19 protein-coding genes and 1 riboswitch are annotated in these 17,101 nt (G+C 35.8%); of the genes, 8 read left to right on the plus strand and 11 right to left on the minus strand.

Annotated elements, in window-relative coordinates; translation table 11 throughout:
- Nucleotide 1 precedes the first annotated feature (1 nt).
- The 5 genes from phnX to AC0NJG_RS09275 form a co-directional block, all read right to left on the minus strand.
- Entirely contained in the window at nt 2-796 is a 795-nt protein-coding gene (phnX, locus tag AC0NJG_RS09255) for a phosphonoacetaldehyde hydrolase (protein WP_087994474.1), read from the minus strand.
- A gap of 170 nt (nt 797-966) precedes the next feature.
- On the minus strand, nt 967-2,724 hold the full coding sequence (locus AC0NJG_RS09260) for a putative 2-aminoethylphosphonate ABC transporter permease subunit (RefSeq protein ID WP_140168458.1): 1,758 nt from the start codon (nt 2,722-2,724) through the stop codon (nt 967-969).
- A complete protein-coding gene (locus tag AC0NJG_RS09265; protein ID WP_087994475.1) occupies nt 2,725-3,726 on the minus strand; it encodes a putative 2-aminoethylphosphonate ABC transporter ATP-binding protein in 1,002 nt (333 codons plus the stop codon).
- Between the two features lie 20 nt (nt 3,727-3,746).
- On the minus strand, nt 3,747-4,823 hold the full coding sequence (locus tag AC0NJG_RS09270) for a putative 2-aminoethylphosphonate ABC transporter substrate-binding protein (RefSeq protein ID WP_087984802.1): 1,077 nt from the start codon (nt 4,821-4,823) through the stop codon (nt 3,747-3,749).
- 228 nt (nt 4,824-5,051) lie between these two features.
- Entirely contained in the window at nt 5,052-5,189 is a 138-nt protein-coding gene (locus tag AC0NJG_RS09275) for a hypothetical protein (RefSeq protein ID WP_162200384.1), read from the minus strand.
- A 163-nt stretch (nt 5,190-5,352) separates the two neighbouring features.
- Here AC0NJG_RS09275 and AC0NJG_RS09280 point away from each other — a divergent pair, with 163 nt between their 5' ends.
- The gene (locus AC0NJG_RS09280; protein WP_474062997.1) at nt 5,353-5,688 is read left to right on the plus strand and encodes a DUF3905 domain-containing protein; all 336 of its coding nucleotides are present in this window, start codon (nt 5,353-5,355) and stop codon (nt 5,686-5,688) included.
- Between the two features lie 38 nt (nt 5,689-5,726).
- On the opposite strand, the gene AC0NJG_RS09285 is transcribed toward AC0NJG_RS09280, so the two are convergent.
- The 5 genes from AC0NJG_RS09285 to phaR form a co-directional block, all read right to left on the minus strand.
- A complete protein-coding gene (locus tag AC0NJG_RS09285; protein ID WP_001204696.1) occupies nt 5,727-7,076 on the minus strand; it encodes a TrkH family potassium uptake protein in 1,350 nt (449 codons plus the stop codon).
- A 23-nt stretch (nt 7,077-7,099) separates the two neighbouring features.
- The gene (locus AC0NJG_RS09290; protein ID WP_087994476.1) at nt 7,100-8,293 is read right to left on the minus strand and encodes an NAD(P)/FAD-dependent oxidoreductase; all 1,194 of its coding nucleotides are present in this window, start codon (nt 8,291-8,293) and stop codon (nt 7,100-7,102) included.
- Between the two features lie 96 nt (nt 8,294-8,389).
- Nucleotides 8,390-9,475, minus strand: a complete 1,086-nt coding sequence (phaC, locus tag AC0NJG_RS09295; protein ID WP_000206335.1) for a class III poly(R)-hydroxyalkanoic acid synthase subunit PhaC — start codon at nt 9,473-9,475, stop codon at nt 8,390-8,392.
- A gap of 82 nt (nt 9,476-9,557) precedes the next feature.
- Entirely contained in the window at nt 9,558-10,301 is a 744-nt protein-coding gene (locus AC0NJG_RS09300; RefSeq protein WP_000250412.1) for an acetoacetyl-CoA reductase, read from the minus strand.
- A 151-nt stretch (nt 10,302-10,452) separates the two neighbouring features.
- Nucleotides 10,453-10,935: a polyhydroxyalkanoic acid synthase subunit PhaR gene (gene phaR / locus AC0NJG_RS09305; protein ID WP_074602806.1), complete on the minus strand. Its 483-nt coding sequence runs from the start codon at nt 10,933-10,935 to the stop codon at nt 10,453-10,455.
- A gap of 198 nt (nt 10,936-11,133) precedes the next feature.
- Between phaR and phaQ the strand changes: the two genes are divergently transcribed.
- The 7 genes from phaQ (at nt 11,134) to AC0NJG_RS09340 (ending at nt 16,761) form a co-directional block, all read left to right on the plus strand.
- Complete coding sequence (gene phaQ, locus AC0NJG_RS09310) at nt 11,134-11,586, plus strand: poly-beta-hydroxybutyrate-responsive repressor (protein ID WP_087994477.1); 453 nt, start codon at nt 11,134-11,136, stop codon at nt 11,584-11,586.
- A 42-nt stretch (nt 11,587-11,628) separates the two neighbouring features.
- Entirely contained in the window at nt 11,629-12,153 is a 525-nt protein-coding gene (gene phaP / locus AC0NJG_RS09315; protein WP_474062998.1) for a polyhydroxyalkanoic acid inclusion protein PhaP, read from the plus strand.
- A gap of 101 nt (nt 12,154-12,254) precedes the next feature.
- Nucleotides 12,255-12,698 (plus strand): MaoC family dehydratase, encoded by a 444-nt coding sequence (locus tag AC0NJG_RS09320; RefSeq protein ID WP_001067916.1) that lies wholly within the window; start codon nt 12,255-12,257, stop codon nt 12,696-12,698.
- Nucleotides 12,699-12,846: 148 nt separating this feature from the next.
- The gene (locus tag AC0NJG_RS09325; protein ID WP_001140707.1) at nt 12,847-13,032 is read left to right on the plus strand and encodes an alpha/beta-type small acid-soluble spore protein; all 186 of its coding nucleotides are present in this window, start codon (nt 12,847-12,849) and stop codon (nt 13,030-13,032) included.
- 114 nt (nt 13,033-13,146) lie between these two features.
- Nucleotides 13,147-14,466 carry a TrkH family potassium uptake protein gene (locus AC0NJG_RS09330; protein ID WP_087951747.1) on the plus strand — a complete coding sequence of 440 codons (1,320 nt, stop codon included), beginning with the start codon at nt 13,147-13,149 and terminating at the stop codon, nt 14,464-14,466.
- Between the two features lie 38 nt (nt 14,467-14,504).
- Nucleotides 14,505-14,670: riboswitch (yybP-ykoY riboswitch) on the plus strand.
- Between the two features lie 90 nt (nt 14,671-14,760).
- Entirely contained in the window at nt 14,761-15,555 is a 795-nt protein-coding gene (locus AC0NJG_RS09335) for a TerC family protein (RefSeq protein ID WP_000383324.1), read from the plus strand.
- Nucleotides 15,556-15,909: 354 nt separating this feature from the next.
- A complete protein-coding gene (locus AC0NJG_RS09340; protein ID WP_087951745.1) occupies nt 15,910-16,761 on the plus strand; it encodes a formate/nitrite transporter family protein in 852 nt (283 codons plus the stop codon).
- A gap of 35 nt (nt 16,762-16,796) precedes the next feature.
- Here AC0NJG_RS09340 and AC0NJG_RS09345 read toward each other — a convergent pair whose 3' ends face one another.
- On the minus strand, nt 16,797-17,090 hold the full coding sequence (locus AC0NJG_RS09345; protein WP_087994478.1) for a cyclic-phosphate processing receiver domain-containing protein: 294 nt from the start codon (nt 17,088-17,090) through the stop codon (nt 16,797-16,799).
- Nucleotides 17,091-17,101 lie beyond the last annotated feature (11 nt).

A 17,101-nucleotide genomic window follows, 5' to 3' on the forward strand; every position in this document is an offset into this window, starting at 1 on the left:
TTTACGAAATAATAAGTTGTTGTTTCTCAATATGTTCCATTACGGTTTCAAGTTCTTGCATCGTTTCAATCGTAAAGTGCGCTCCATTTTCAACAAAGCGATTATGAACTACTTCTATTTTTTCACGAAGCTCTACTGGATCCATATTCCCCACTTCCTCTTCACTTAAGCCGAGTTCGCTACTACCGAGAATTACACCAACTGTCCACATACCAGCATTTCTTCCCTCTTTCATATCTGATACGGTGTCTCCAATTTTTATCATATGATTCATCGGGTATACACCAAGTTCCATCGCATTTTTATAGCACATCCACGGATATGGGCGCCCAGCAGGAACATCATCTGGTGTTACAAGAAAATCAGGTTTATATCCTTGTAGTGCTGCTTCTTTTGCTACAATGTCCATCATCTCTCTCGTATAACCAGTCGTTGAACCAATTTTAATTCCTCTTTCGCGCAAAGAAGCAATCACTTCCTTTACTCCATGAATTGGCGACGCATAGCGCGGTAAAATAGTGAAGAGAATCTCTTCAAATTCTTCATACATCTCCTGAATGTCTGTTTCTGTTGGTAATTTTCCGAAAACGCGATTCCACTCACTCGCAATACGAGGCATTTCTGTTAGCGCCCTTACATGATCAATTTTTAATAATCCCATTGGTTTACGGGCTTCTTCTACTGTAATTTCAACACCGCGTTTATGGAAGATCTGCATAAATACTTCCAGTGGTGCAAAACATCCGTAATCAACTGTCGTACCAGCCCAATCAAAAATAACTGCTTCTATTTTCATACAATCCATCACCCTTCTTATTTATCCCGCGTTAACGGGCAGTAAGACTTCCCCCTCAAAATTCGGCTGGAGCAAAAAAGTTAAGTGGGAGATCAACTGCCCGTAAACGCCCGATTGATTCAACTAATAATCAGTGGGGGAGGAACCCCCCCACCGATTAAAGTTTCACTTTATCTTTTTTGCCATTGTGACGTTCGGTTACGAAGTGCTTTCGTTCCCCATTCATATACAACTCTTACTACAATATTTGTAACAACAATAAGTACACTCATTGCAGCTGCTGGCGCTACATTTCCTGCATCATCCATATTTACGATTGATACGGCCGCTAGTTTAAAGTCAGCTGCGTATAAGAATACAACCGCTGACACAGTTACCATCGAATTTACGAAATAGTACATGACCATTTCTAAAATTGCTGGTAAGCACATTGGTACCGTTACTCTAAAGAATGTTTTATAAAACGGAATGCCCATCGACTGCGAAACAAGCTCAAACTCTCGGTCTAATTTCTTTAAAGCAGTCGTTGCCGTAACGAATGTTACAGAATAAAAATGAATGATATTGACCAGTACTAACACAGCGATTGTTCCGTATAAAGAATGAAACGGATTCGTTACTGATAATCCAAGTATTTGAATCGTTGGTTGACTAAAGAAAAAGACGTATCCCAATCCAAGTACTAGACCTGGGATTGCTAAAGGTACGATTGAGAAAAAATAGCCTGTTTTTCGGAAAAACTTTAGCTGATTTATTTTTTCAATCGCATATGCGAACATAAATGTTAAAATTGCTCCAATAACTGCTGTTATCACTGATACAATTACACTATTTTTAAATGCTTCAAGTCCATCTCCTGTTAAACTCGAAAAATTAAAATGTTCAAATGTAAAACTCATATTATATGGCCATACTTTCACACTTGCCGCAATACCAACTGCCACAAATAAAAGAATAATCATAAGTGTAATCACACTACAATATATGAACGAGGCTACATCTCTTTTCTTATTAGCAGTTATTCTATATGGCACTGCTTTTGAAGATAAGAAATTTGCCTGCTTTCTTTGTGTAATACGATCAACTGCAAACGCAAATATAGCTGGGATTAATAAAATCATTCCGACAGTTGCACCCATCGGCATATTTTGTTGTCCAATTACTTGTTTGTATACATCAGTAGCAAGTACATTATATTGCCCACCAACAATTTTTGGTGCGCCAAAATCAGTAAAACTAAGTGTAAACACAACAAACATCGCACTAATTAATCCATACTTTACACTAGGTAAAGTAACAGTGAGAAATTGCTTTATTTTACTCGCTCCCAACATATTAGAAGCTTCGTATAAACGATAATCTGAACCTTGGAAAGCAATTAATAATATAAGAAATGCTTGCGGAAATGTATACATGACTTCAGCCATTACAATTCCTACTGGTCCATATAAAGGGATTTGTATGCCTTCAAATAAACCAAACATCCCTTTCGTTACTAATCCTTGATTACCAAATAAATATGTAAGTGCGATACCATGCATCATCGTTGGTGCGAATAATGGTAACAACGCGACATATTGAAATACACGCTTTCCAAATACATTCGTACGAGCGATCGCATAGGCGTAAGCGAAAGCAAGTGTCACTGCAATAATTGTTGTCGCACCCGAAACCCATATCGTATTTTGTAATGATTGAACTAATGTTGGAGTTGTGAAATATTTACTGAAATTCGCAACACCAATGAAAGCTCCATCCTTATCATAAAAAGCTTGTGTAAACAATTGTAATAGCGGCAATATAAGCATTATCAAAAAGGCAAGAATCATACCAATAATTAATAGTCTTTGTACCCACTCTTCTTTACCGATACGTCTCTTAATCTTTTTTTTCGTACTTTCTACCTTTAAATTTTCTAACATCTCCATCTATACAACAACCTTCTTTCCATATGACAACATATGATTTTCTGAGAAAGAGATTTGAATCGGCTTTCCTTTCCTAATAGCTGTTTTTTCTACTTCTGATGCCAATATATCTACAACGATTTTCTCATTATATAGATGCGTTTTCTCATCTATAACTCGCACTTCTGTCCGGTATACAGATCCACGAAATTCCATACTTTCCACAATCGTTTTCATACCATCATTTTGTACAATCGTTACATGTTCTGGACGAATTGCATGTTCTTCATTATTTTTCGAAAAGAAATTAATAGAACCAATAAAATCTGCCACAAACGGATTGGCTGGTCTTTGATAAATCTCCTCTGGTGTGCCAATCTGCATAATTTCCGCATGATTCATTACAACAATTTTATCAGCCATCGTTAATGCCTCTTCTTGATCATGCGTGACCATAATAGTTGTTACTCCTACTTTTTCTTGCAAATCACGCATTTCTCTACGTAACTTTTCACGTACTTTTGCATCTAAAGCAGATAACGGCTCATCGAGTAACAAAATATCCGGAGACAGAGCGAGCGCACGTGCAAGTGCTACTCGCTGCTGTTGTCCACCAGACATTTGAGCAGGATATTTATCTTTTACATTCAGTAAATCAACTAGTTCTAACGCCGATAGCGCCTTCTCTTTTACTTCTGCTTTTCCATACTTTTTTGTCTTTAAGCCATATTCAATGTTTTCAAGTGCTGTTAAATTCGGAAATAATGCATAGGATTGAAACACCATTCCGAAATTCCTCTTTCCAGGAGGTAATGCTGTAATATCTTTTCCATTCACAGCTATACTACCTGTTGTCGCTTCTTCTAGCCCTGCTAAAATTCGAAGCAATGTTGTTTTGCCACAACCACTTGGGCCTAATAAACATACAAACTCATTTTTTTTCACAGTAAAAGAAATATCTTTTAACGCTGTAAATGCATCAAACTGTTTTTGAATGTGTTGAATTGATAAATATTCGCTCATTTTTTCTCTCTCCCACTCACTTACTTTTTCGGTTCTGCTTTTTGGCCAAACTCTTTTTCCCATTTTTCTAAAATTTTGTCACGATTTTCTGCTGCCCACTTAAAGTCGTTCTTTTTGTATAACTTTTCCGTCACATCTTTAGGGAATCCATCTGGAAGTTTATAATCATTTTTAATTGTCGCAAATCCATTTTTCTCGAAGTATAACTTCATTACATCATCAGTAATTGCCCAATCTAAAAATGCTTGCGCTATTTTTTCATTTTTTGCATTATCTTTTTTAATAAGTGCGTTCGCTTCTACTTCCCAACCTAATCCTTCTTTTGGCAATACAACTTCAACTGGTGCACCCTTTTGTTTCTCTTTCAAAGCACTATAAACCATCGATACACCAACTGGATATTCACCCGCACCCGCTAATTTCGCTGGTTTTGAACCTGAATGAGTATAAGTTGCCATATTATCATGAAGTTTCTTCATGTAATCCCAGCCTTTATCTTCACCCATAATTTGTAACCATGCAGAAACTGTTAAAAATCCTGTTCCAGAAGATGCTGGATGTGGCATAACAAGCGTTCCTTTATACTCTGGTTTCGTTAAGTCTTCGTATGATTCTGGCATCGGTAAATTTTTCTTCTTTAATTCTTCTTTATTTATAGCAATCCCCGTCATAAATGCAGTATTTCCTACCCATTTTTCTGGTTGTTTATCATCTTTAAATTGCGGTAAAACGCGATCCGCTCCTTTTGGAGAGTATCCTTTTAACATATCTTTTTTATCTAAAGCTAATAGACTTGAAGCTGCAGTTCCCCATACAACATCTGCTTGTGTATTTTTTCCTTCAGCTAGCAATTTCGCTGTAATAACTCCAGTTGAATCACGAACAATATTCAGCTTCACATCTGGATATTTCTTTTTAAAAGAATCAAGATAAATTGGTACAAGTTCTTCTTCAATTGCTGTGTAAACAGTTAATGATCCAGATAATTTATCATCTTTTACTTTTGCCCCAGCACTTTCTTCTTTCTTTGCACCACACCCCATTAATAACGAAAATACCATTCCAGTTGCTACAGCTTTAAAGATTGTTTTTTTCACTGTCTCTCTCTCCTTTTACAAATCTTATGTACAACTCAAATATAAACAACTAGTGTAAAAGCAGTATTAAACCAACATTAATCTTTTGTTTGTTGTTTGTTTTTGTGTAATACGTTGCTACTTCTATGTTTTTTCGCATTTTTCTGCTAATAATGAACACTAAATTTACAAATAATTAAAAAAACCTTTATAATGCCACAAAAAAATGAGGCGTTTGTAAAAAACGCCTCATTTTTGTTTACCTTTTTTTGAATTACGATTTGCATACTTCGCGCTATTTTCTCCTTCATACTCTAATGCAAATTCTGCATCTGGTAAGCTTTCTTTCGGAGTTTTATTATTGTTGATTGCCGCATTTTGTTTCACTTTTCTTTTTACCAATACATTCACCTGCTCTCAAAAATTCACTTTCTACTCTAGTTTGAAACAAGCTAAAATAATTATTACTGGCAAGTGTTAACAAGTACATAAGAACTGCTAGATGGAAATACTACCTATGAAGAAATCATAATAAAAAGGAGCTCTTATTTTGAAGAAGAAAGATAAATTCCAGTCACCCATTTTAGATGAAACGCTCCCGCATCAAATGAATTTCCCATCTTTTAAAGGAACAGGAAAAAAGATGCAACAACCTTTCATAAATCAATATGACGTCATAATCGGAGACAGTAAATATGATTCCGAGAACAGTCCACTTCACAATTGGAGTGATGATGTAGATCCTGCCATTATGGCTGGTGAAGAATGGATCCATCCTACAAATGATATTGGGTGGATTTCAGAAGAAAATCAAGAGTTACTAAAAAAAGAAGTAGATAATAAGAAGGATACTTTTATGCATCCGCAATTTGGCATTAACGACTAAAAAACCATTCTACCTATGTTAGGTAGAATGGTTTCATACTATCCAATAATAATTCTCTCTTTCGGATATTTATAGCGAGGTGGCTGTTCTCTTCCGCCACTAGCTAGTATAAATGTTAAAATACCGACACGCCCGATAAACATAAGTACAATGAGTACAAGTTTACCAACAGTTGTTAAATCTGGCGTAATACCTGTCGATAGTCCTGTCGTCCCGAAAGCAGAACAGACTTCAACAATTAAACTCATAAGCGGTACATTTTCCGTAATAGATAAAATAAATAGGGCTGTGGCACATAATAAAATCCCCATTGTCATAACGACAGATGCTTTCAGCACGTCCTCTTCATGTAGCTGACGTTTGAAGACTCTAACTGTTCTCCCGCCTCTTGCAAAAGTGTATAGTGACAATATACTAACAGCAAATGTTGTTGTACGTATCCCGCCCCCAACCGAACTTGGAGATGCTCCTATAAACATTAATATACTCATAAATAAAAGCGTCGGTTGTGACAATTCAAGTATATCCATTGTAGCAAGTCCCCCGCTTCGCGTCGTCACAGATTGGAATAGTGTATAGAAAACTGTTTCATGCCATGACTTTCCTGCTAAAAAATGATTTCGTTCTAGTAAAAAAATCATAATCGTTCCAACGACCACGAGCGCAAAAAATGTTGTTGTCGTCAATTTTGTAAATAACGAAAAACGAAATAGTTGCTGTCTCCTTTTACTAAGGAATTGTTTCACTTCCATTAATACAGGGAATCCGATTGCTCCTAAAATAATAAGTAACATATGAATCATTTGAACAATGTAATCTTTTTTATACGGAATTAGCGATTGTCCTGTTAAATCAAATCCGCCGTTCGTAGTTGCACTAACAGCTGCAAAGAAACCGTGAAAATAAGCTTCTTGCCAAGTTGGAAAGTAAAGTAAGAATCTTGTACCTAATAATATTGCTCCAATAAGCTCTATTGAAATAATTACAATTAAAATAGAACGCATCAATTCTACAAGACCTGATAAATTCCCTTGATTATGGTCTGCCATAATCAGTCTTCTTCTCTGCAAACCAATCTTTTTTCCTGTTATAATCCAAACGAATGTACCTAACGCCATAATGCCTAAGCCGCCCAATTGTAAAATAAGGGCTAAAATAATAATTCCTGCCGTAGTAAATGTATCTGAAATCGTAACAACAGACAGTCCCGTAACACTTACCGCACTAACAGATGTAAAGAGGGCATCGATAAATGTCCATTTCACATCAGCCTTTGTAACAAACGGTAAACTAAGTAATATTACCGATACAACTACTGCTAATAAATAAAACAAAACAATGAGTTGTACAGGACGCAATTTTTGTAAAAACTTTTTTATATCTCTCATTCCATCACTTCGCTACCTTTTTTCTATCGATTAAATAAAGAAAAATCTTCACTTTCTTTATTTGTAAATAACTGCTCAAATATTTTAGCAAATACCATTCCATACACAGTTCCATTACCTCCATATGGCAATGCATAAAATAAATTATGTATCTTAGTATCTTCTTTTAAAATAGGGAGACCATCATGACTACCGCCAAATGCTGCCGCCCAATAGTACTCCACCTGTATATCTTTATACTGCGGGAACATCTCTTTTATAATGTTAATAAGGACATCACGCTTATGCAATAATTTCGTATCACCGATTGTTTGAATTTTCATTGCTTCATCCAATCCACCTACAATAATACGATTTTCATACGTCCTAAAATATAAGTAAGGCCTTGCTGTTTCCCAAATTAATGATTGCTCATGCCAGCCTTCAAATGAATCTACCTTATTTGTCACAACTGCATATGATGTTTCCACTGTTGTATTTTTTTCTTTCTTTCCGAAAAGTGCTTCATAACCCGTCGCCATAATAATATTCTTTGCTACAATTTGATTTCCTGTTTTCGTATAACAAATTAAATCATTTTGACGTTTTTTTATATGTATGGCCTCTGTCTGTTCATATATAGTAGCCCCCATTTGATTTGCTTTATGCAAAAGGCTATGCGCTAATAAATACGGATTTACCTCAGCATCACCGTGTGTATATAATGCCGCTTGTTTTGTAAAAGGATAACGTTCCTTAATATCAGATGCTGTAAAATACTCAACCGGAAACTCATAATTCTGTAACGTTTTGTATTCCTCTTGTAAAAATGAGACATCTTCACTTTTACTTGCATAATATAAACTATTTCGCGGAATAAACTGGGGATCAATATCGAGAGTCGGTACAACTTTCTCCATTGTTCGTAACGCTTCGTAACAAAGCTTATATGCTCGCACCCCTTTTTCTTCTCCAAATGTATGGATAAGTGAAGTTAACGATTTATCATGAAGAAATTGTAATAACCCTGTATTAGCAGCTGTGCTACCACATGAAATCATATTTTTTTCAATAAGTGTAACGCGCATTCCAATTTTCGCTAACGAATACGCTATTTGAGCACCTGCTTCGCCACTTCCAACTACAAGCACATCACATATCATATCATTTTCTAACGATGGATAACAAGGCATAGAAGCTCCTGTATCCCAAAACAACTTACCAGTCATAAGCTTCATAATTATACTCCTAAAATATAAATTTCTCCTTTCTATGTTTTGTTATTTTACATAAAAAAAATCCAACTAACATATGCTAGTTGGATCTTTTTATTTTTACTTAGAGCGCTCGTCAAGCCAATCTCCAATCGTCGGATACGTTTGTTTTACCGCTGTTCCACCGTAAACAATCGACATATGTCCCGTTGGTAAACATACATATTGTTTATCTGTGCTAGAAATATGATCTAGCAACGCTTCTACTTGGCATGGCAGGGCGATATGATCACGTTTCCCTGAAATATTTAAGACATTCGCCTTAATATTTGCAAGGTCTACCTTTTGTCCGCGAATAACGAGTTCACCCTTAACGAGTTTATTGTTTTGATAAAAATCACGAATCCACTGTCTGTATGATTCACCTGGGAACGGAATGCCATCGCCAACCCACTTTTGAACTAACCTCCAGCTTTCAACGAAGCGCTCATTCTCTGAACGATCTACTAAAGCAACATATGGACCAACAAAGTTCGTAATTGGTTTTAACATTTTGTTTCCGAAATCAATCATTTCTGGCGGAATGTTTCCAAATGTATCAACCGCTTTATCTAGATTGAAGTATTTCTCGTCTAACAAAGGACCATATAATCCTGTTTCAGAGAAATCAAAAGGACTTGTCATAAAGATTAGGTTACGAATTGGCATGTGTGGATGAAGTGCCGCATAAATAGAAGTTAGCGTTCCCCCCATGCAATAACCAAGTAAAGAAATCTCGTCCGATTTTGCAGTTCGCATTACTTTTTTCACTGCTTTTGCAATATAATCAAACACAAAATCATCAAATTTCAAATGACTATCTTCTAAACCAAATGTGCCCCAATCAAGCATATACACATCAAAACCACGGTCCACTAGATATTCCACTAAACTATTTCCAGGAGTTAAATCCATAATATATGGTTTATTAATAAGAGCATATATTAATAGAATTGGAACTCTTTGTGTTTTTTCTTGTTTTGGAATGTAGCGATAAAGCTTCGTCTTATTCTTCGTCCAAATAACCTCTTTCGGCGTTAATCCTACTTGTGGCTCTGGTTCACGTAATAAAATTTCACTCGCCCTTTTCACTCGGCGATATGCTTTTCGGTACTCTTCTGGGTATAGCTCTAATTGCTTTTCCCATTCTGTTGCGAATGTAGTCATCTTTCTATCTCCTTTTTGGTCAATTTCCTTCTAAAAAAAGAAGTGCATTCCTGCTATGGATATGCACTTTTTTCTTACTTCATTACATATATAATCCGCCGTTAATGTTTAATTGCTGACCTGTGATATAAGCACCGTCACGGCATAGGTATACTACACCTTTTGCAATTTCATCAGCTTGACCAAAACGTTTTTTCGGGATTTTAGCAACGATTTTTTGACGTACTTCTTCTGGTACTTCTGCTACCATTTCAGTATCAATAAATCCTGGGCAAATAGCGTTTACAGTTACATTTGTTTTTGCAAGCTCTAATGCTAATGATTTTGTAAATCCTAGCATACCTGCTTTTGCTGCTGAGTAGTTTGTTTGTCCAAATCCACCCGCTTGACCAATAATAGAAGAAATGCTAATGATTCTTCCTTCTTCTGCTTCCGTTATGTATGGAAGTACAGCGCTTGTCGTATTAAATACACTGCTTAAGTTCACGTCAATTACGCGCTCCCAATCTTCACGATTTAACTTTTTGAATGTACGATCTCTTGTAATACCAGCATTATTAACAAGAATATCTACTTTACCAAAATGATTCACTGCTTCTTCTACAAGTCGGTTTGCATCTTCTACTTTAGAAACATCTGCTTGAACTGCATAAACGTCATGTCCTTCTTTTCCTAGTTCATTTACTAAGTTTTCAGCTGCTTCTTTACTGCTGTTATAGTTAATAACAACTTTTGCGCCCTCTTGTGCTAACGCTACTGTAATCGCTTTTCCAATTCCTTTTGCCCCACCTGTTACGATTGCTACTTTTCCATTTAATTGAACCATTTCTTTTCCCCCTTAAATGAATTTGTGAACGACTATTATGAATCATTTTGGTACTCATACTATGGAGTCCCTATATAATTATGTTTCGCTGTTTATACATAGAAATGAGATTCTCCCTCTCTCTTTCATATGTTATAAACAAGCGCTATTATCACTTTTTATTTTCTGGCTTATTCGTAGGTTTTACTTCTTCTTTTACAGGTTCTTGTAGTTTTGCTAGTACTGCATTTTGCTTTTCTAGCAATTCTAAAATTTGATCAACTTTCGTTTCTAATGTGCGAATATCTTGTTTTACTTTCGTAACATCGCGCTTTAATGTAGGAGCTTGTCCTACTGACTCTACCTTCTCTTCTAGAAACTCCTCAATGTTATCCACTTTATTTTCTAAGTTAATAACAAGCGTAGCCACTCTAGCGATATCCTCTTTCGTAGGCACATTCACCTGCTCTAAATAATTTTTTGTCGTATCATTTAATGCTTTTTGATAAAACAAATTCAAATCTAGAACGCTGCCCATCCAAGCAGAATATTCTTCTGTTTTAATTGTTTCATTGAGCGCTTTTCCCCAAAATGTTTCGGTTTGTTCATAAGCATTTTTCCATGCTTGTAGTGGATCGAATTTTTGATCAATCACTTTACCTACACTCCCTTTTTCGTTTTTGAAACAATTCAACCTATTCATTATTTTCTAATATTCTGAATAAAACTTCAAGTCTATATTTTATTTTTTTCTATTTTCTAACAAATGTATTGACTTTAAAAACAGATAGGTGTAAATTGCACTTATAAGCAAAAAATTCCATCTAACTGATTCATGAGGTGATGCACAATCATGCTACATAATGAACCAGAACAACGCGAAATTTTGGAGAACAACCAAGCAAAACAACCAAACTCCATGCCAAAAAACTTCTTAGTTCCCTTCTTACTTCTATGTCTAAAAGACTGGAGTCTTCATGGTTACAAACTTATTCAAATGCTAATGGATATCGGCTTTTCTTCTGTTGACCAAGGTAATGTCTATAGAACACTACGCAAATTAGAAAAAGAAAACCTCATTTCTTCTACTTGGGATACAAGCGAAGGAGGGCCAGCAAAAAGAATTTATTCTTTAACTGAATATGGAGAGAAATATTTAGCAACATGTGCAACTTCTTTTGAGCATTACCAAAATATGCTGCGAACGTTTTTCACGTTATATACGAACGCATTCTTTCCATTTGCCACTTCTCCAGAAAAGGATGAAAAGGATTCTTCATCTTCACCTGGTGGTACAGCAGAGTAATCTGCGTTCACAATATGCAAAAAAACATTTGGGGGTCAAACAATGGAAACTAAACCATACGAATTGGTCGATGCATTTTGGAAAAACTGGTCTCAATCTCTTTCCCTTTTCTCTTCAGCTGGGAAACAATTAGAGCAACTTACTTTAGAAACATTAAAACAACAACAAGACGCTTTGCATAAATTAACATCAGGAGTAGATGAACTGGAAAAAGAACTGCAACAATTTACTACTCAATTCAATAATCAATATACAGATTACGTGAAGCAATTAACTGGAAACTCCTTAAATGATCAAATTAACGAGTGGCAAGACAAATGTAAAGAACTTTCTGCTCATATGCAACAGCTAACTGTTTCTCCTACAAAAACATCTTTGTCTATCCTTACTCAAACAAGCGGTCAATTTGAAGAAACAACGAAGCAATTTATTGAACAACAACAATTACAACGTGAAGAGGCTCAAAAACAGTTAGAAGGTTTTTTGGAAGATTTCAAGACAAAACAGTTGGAACTCGCAAAAAAGTTCGAGGAAAACTCAAAAAATCTATTTACTTCCATCAAGTAAGAAAAATGTGGGAGCTAACTGCAGCACAAACAAAACTCTTTCTTCCTCCTACTACATCAAGATGGCTAGCATTTTTCGATATGGAAAAGAAGGAGGACAAAATGAATCCATTTCAAGAAGCACAAACCGTCCCGGAGCTTCGTTATGATGAGATTCAAGTCGGTGATCAAGCATCACTTACAAAAACGATTACGGATGAGGACGTTATCAATTTTGCAAAATTGACTGGAGATGTGAATCCTATTCATATTTTAGACTCTTTTGCAAAAACGACAATGTTTAAAGAACGTATTGCCCATGGTATGCTCGTTTCAAGTTTTATTTCTACCATCCTTGGAACGAAACTCCCGGGTAAAAATACGATTTATTTATCTCAAAACGTTTCATTCCGCGCTCCTGTCAAAATCGGTGATACACTTCGCGTTGTGGCAGAGGTCATCAAAAAACGTGACGATAAAAAAATCATTACGTTGCAAACAAATATATATAATCAATCGGATGATATTGTCGTGGAAGGTACAGCGACAATACTAAAAAAAGAGTAGCAATTTTTGCTACTCTTTTTTCTATCCAATAACTTCTAATCACACCGATTACTTCCGCGTATGAGTACGTCGGTTCCACATAAAATAACGGTACCAGTTCAGCTAAGTACTTAGCTGGACTGGACTACTCATAAGGATGTGTATCATCATGGCAAAAACAAACAAATTACTAGTTCCAGGTGCTGAACAAGCACTTGATCAATTTAAATATGAAATTGCACAAGAGTTCGGCGTAAGCTTAGGGTCTAATACAGCATCTCGTTCTAACGGATCAGTTGGCGGTGAAGTAACAAAACGTCTTGTTTCTTTAGCTCAACAACAATTACGTGGATAACAATATAACATATGGCTTAGAGGCAGATATTCTCTGCCTCTTTCTATTTTTAACATACATAATGGTGCTTTTTCACATACTAGTAAAAGCAAACTGAAAGGAACGATATGTAACATGAAACGGATTAACCTTCACATGAGTCCTCCCCGTGTTCTTACTTTGTCTTTTATTATGTTATCAATTATCGGTACATGCTTATTAAAATTGCCAATTGCTACAACGACGTCTATTTCATGGCTCGATGCTTTATTTACAACCGTTTCTGCTTGTACGGTTACAGGGCTTGGTGTTGTGGACACTGGAAAAGTATTTACCTTATTTGGCCAATGTGTCATTTTAACACTTATACAAGTGGGTGGACTTGGCATTATGAGCTTTGCCGTTTTAATTGCGATTATGCTTGGCAGAAAAATTGGCCTTCAAAACCGAATTTTACTGCAACAAGCATTAAATCAAACGAATATAGGCGGTGTCATTCGTCTTGCCAAAGCATTATTTTTATTCTCTTTTACAGTCGAATGTATCGCTACTTTCATTCTCTCTTTTGAATGGGTTCCGAAATATGGGATTGCTAAGGGGATCTATTATAGCTTTTTTCATTCCATCTCTGCTTTTAACAATGCAGGTTTTTCTGTTTGGAGCGATAATTTAATGTCCCACTCTCACAGCATTCTTGTCAATCTCGTCATTTCCTCCCTCATTATTTTAGGTGGGATTGGTTTTACAGTAATCGTAGATATAAAAAGAAAGAAAAATTTTAAAAACCTTACATTACACTCAAAACTTATGCTCTCTTCTACTCTAATCGTCAATATTATTGCGACTGTTTTTATTTTTATATTCGAGTTTCACAATTCTCTTTCTATGAGAGGCTTTACCCCATTTGAAGAAGGCATGGCCGCTTATTTTCAAGCAGTTTCAACGCGTACTGCCGGTTTCAATACAGTTGATATTTCTGCCTTATCGAAGCCTTCCCTACTATTAATGATGCTCCTTATGTTTATTGGCGCTGGTAGTGCTTCAACTGGTGGTGGGATTAAGTTGACAACATTTTTAATCATGTTTTTTGGGGTATTTAAATTTTTACAAGAACAAGATGATATTGTCGTGTTTAAAAAATCCATTAAAGATACCCTCATTGTCAAATCATTGACCATCGCTATTATTTCTATTTCATTTATTTTTTTTGCTATTTTAATTTTAAGCATTACTGAGCGAGTTCCTCTATTGATGAGTGCTTTCGAAGTATTTTCAGCATTTGGGACTGTCGGTCTCAGTATGAATTTCACACCACACTTAACTATGATTGGAAAAGCTATTATTATCTTTATGATGTTTTTTGGGAAGATGGGACCTTTAACATTAGCTTTTTCATTTGCACGTAAAAAGAACCGGAAAATAAAATATCCGAATGAAGACATTTTAACAGGTTGACAACCGTATAAATTATCCATATAATGAGAGTACAATAGCATATCTCCAAAGGGGAGTAGCGTCCAAGAACATTTCTTGGAAACAAAGTCGTCATTACGTAGAACTTAGTTCTTCCGGCTTTGTTGGCATTTTTATTACATATGTCTAGCAAGACCTTTGCCTATTAACGGCAGAGGTCTTTTTTGCATCCATTTCCAAATTCTTCCAAAGTTAATAGGCAGGAGTATGGGGAAACTAAATAGTGGGGAAATTCTTCACTTATTTAGTACTTATAGAAATGAGAGGAGAATGTACATGGATGTATCATTATTATTGGAGTATGGTTGGGTATTACTCATCCTAATTGCACTAGAGGGGATTTTAGCGGCTGACAACGCTCTTGTTCTTGCAATTATGGTAAAACATTTACCAGAAGAAAAAAGAAAGAAAGCACTATTTTATGGATTAGCAGGGGCATTTGTTTTCCGTTTCGGATCGTTATTTATGATTTCGTTCCTAGTCGACGTATGGCAAGTGCAAGCAATCGGTGCCATTTACCTTATGTTTATCGCTGGTAATCATTTATTTAAAACGTATGTTAAAAAGAATACAGATGAAGAAACAGAAGAAAAAGAAGCAAAGAAAAAACAAGAGAACTTTTGGTGGACTGTATTTAAAGTTGAAGTTGCAGATATCGCCTTCGCAGTTGATTCTATTTTAGCTGCTGTTGCATTAGCAATGACTTTACCAAAAACAGGATTAGGTACAATTGGTAGTCTTGATACTGGGCAATTCGTTGTTATCTTTGTAGGTGGACTTATCGGATTAATCATTATGCGATTTGCGGCAACTGCTTTCGTACAAATCTTAAAACGTAAACCAGGACTTGAAACTGCAGCATTCTTAATTGTAGGCTGGGTTGGTGTGAAACTAGCAGTTTATACGTTAGCACACCCTGCATTAAATGTAATTCCGCATTCATTCCCAGAATCTACACCATGGAAGCTTACATTCTGGATTGTATTAGTTGGAATCGCAGTTGGTGGTTGGTTCTTCTCGAAAGAAGTAGAAACAAAAATAGAAAAGAATTTAGACGAAAAAGCGCTGTAATTACAGCGCTTTTTCTTTTTCCTTGTCCCCTCTCTATGTCCAGAAAAAATTTTATTATACCATCATTTGTAAGCGTTTTCCAAGTTTATGTATGTCCTTTTTGTGAAATATTGCACAAACTTATTGAAACTATGACAGAATCCATGTACTTTATTCATATAAGGAATATTTATCCCACTTTAATGGGCAGTAAGACCCCCACCTCAAAATTCAGTGAAAGCAAAGAAGTTCGGTGGGGAATCAACTGCCCATAAAAGTCCGATTGGTTCAACTAATAATCAGTGGGGGATGAAGAAAACCCCCACTGATTAAAGTTTCACTTTATAGATGATGTACTAAAGGAGCGTATTACTCATGCTAGAACAAGGATTAGATTATGTTGTCAAACTGGCTAAGAGCAAAAAACAAATGTTAGATACAAACCCGATGCAATATTTCATTCGTGCCGCACTTGCAGGTATTTATATCGGTTTTATTATTGTACTATGTTTTAAATTAGGTAACTTTTTTCACATTGCAGATTCACCAGCAACTTATTTAGCTGCTTCTATGTTTTTCGGAATTGCCCTCGTACTTATTATATATGGCGGTGCTGAATTGTTTACTGGAAACACAATGTACTTCACTGTAGCAACTTTAAGAAAAGAAACAACAATTGCTGATACACTTCGTAACTGGGTTGCTTGTTATGCAGGGAATTTAGCTGGTGCTTTATTCTTTGCCTTACTATTTTATGCAACTGGAATTTTCGAAGCAATTGATCACAGTCATTTCATGAATAAAGTAGTAGAAGGAAAAATGAATACACCTACAATGCAATTATTCTTTAAAGCAATTTTATGTAACTGGCTTGTATGTCTTGCGTGTTTCTTACCTTCTCAAGTTAAAGGGGATACAGCAAAAATTATGATGATGATGATGCTCGTTTTCACATTCTTCTTATCTGGTTACGAGCATAGCATTGCAAACTTATCACTGTTTGCTTTATCTTTAGTTTCACCGCATCCGGAGACAATTTCTTTTGCAGGTGCTATTCATAACTTAATTCCAGTTACAATCGGTAACATCATTGGTGGGTCTGTATTTGTTGGTATGGTTTACCATTACTTAACAAAGAAAGTACCTGACGTGAAACAAGAAGAAACTGAATTAGTAGCAGCTCAACAAGAAGAAATCATTCCATTGCAAGCGCATATGAAGCATTAAAAACTCCAAAGTTTTACTTTGGAGTTTTTAGCTCCTCACATATTTAACAACAAGGTGAGCCCTTCTTCCTTTCCCTTATGAATCCTCTGTTTCATCTTGTGCATACCGATGACATCATTCGTATGAAGGTGAATTTCATTTACATATAAACCCTCTTTACAAAAAGCCTCTACAAAATCTAATCCATTTCTTTCTCCCCATCCCATATTAAAATCAAGGGAAAGAATATTCACCTCATAATCCCGAACCATTTGCAAAGCACATTCTACTGTATTTGCGGGTACATACCCGTATGGACAACTTCTTTGATCATCCATATATACATTCATGTTCTATCCCC

The organism is Bacillus sp. SSR7, from assembly GCF_055902415.1.

Bases quoted from the DNA above. Each gene is read 5' to 3' on its own strand.
- phaP (WP_474062998.1), top strand. From the start codon at position 11,629: ATGGAAACTAAACCATACGAATTGGTCGATGCATTTTGGAAAAACTGG.
- AC0NJG_RS09330 (WP_087951747.1), top strand. From the start codon at position 13,147: ATGAAACGGATTAACCTTCACATGAGTCCTCCCCGTGTTCTTACTTTG.
- AC0NJG_RS09340 (WP_087951745.1), top strand. From the start codon at position 15,910: ATGCTAGAACAAGGATTAGATTATGTTGTCAAACTGGCTAAGAGCAAA.
- AC0NJG_RS09260 (WP_140168458.1), bottom strand. From the start codon at position 2,724: ATGGAGATGTTAGAAAATTTAAAGGTAGAAAGTACGAAAAAAAAGATT.
- AC0NJG_RS09290 (WP_087994476.1), bottom strand. From the start codon at position 8,293: ATGAAGCTTATGACTGGTAAGTTGTTTTGGGATACAGGAGCTTCTATG.
- AC0NJG_RS09345 (WP_087994478.1), bottom strand. From the start codon at position 17,090: ATGAATGTATATATGGATGATCAAAGAAGTTGTCCATACGGGTATGTA.
- phnX (WP_087994474.1), bottom strand. From the start codon at position 796: ATGAAAATAGAAGCAGTTATTTTTGATTGGGCTGGTACGACAGTTGAT.
- AC0NJG_RS09265 (WP_087994475.1), bottom strand. From the start codon at position 3,726: ATGAGCGAATATTTATCAATTCAACACATTCAAAAACAGTTTGATGCA.
- AC0NJG_RS09320 (WP_001067916.1), top strand. From the start codon at position 12,255: ATGAATCCATTTCAAGAAGCACAAACCGTCCCGGAGCTTCGTTATGAT.
- phaC (WP_000206335.1), bottom strand. From the start codon at position 9,475: ATGACTACATTCGCAACAGAATGGGAAAAGCAATTAGAGCTATACCCA.
- phaQ (WP_087994477.1), top strand. From the start codon at position 11,134: ATGCTACATAATGAACCAGAACAACGCGAAATTTTGGAGAACAACCAA.
- AC0NJG_RS09335 (WP_000383324.1), top strand. From the start codon at position 14,761: ATGGATGTATCATTATTATTGGAGTATGGTTGGGTATTACTCATCCTA.
- AC0NJG_RS09300 (WP_000250412.1), bottom strand. From the start codon at position 10,301: ATGGTTCAATTAAATGGAAAAGTAGCAATCGTAACAGGTGGGGCAAAA.
- AC0NJG_RS09285 (WP_001204696.1), bottom strand. From the start codon at position 7,076: ATGAGAGATATAAAAAAGTTTTTACAAAAATTGCGTCCTGTACAACTC.
- AC0NJG_RS09325 (WP_001140707.1), top strand. From the start codon at position 12,847: ATGGCAAAAACAAACAAATTACTAGTTCCAGGTGCTGAACAAGCACTT.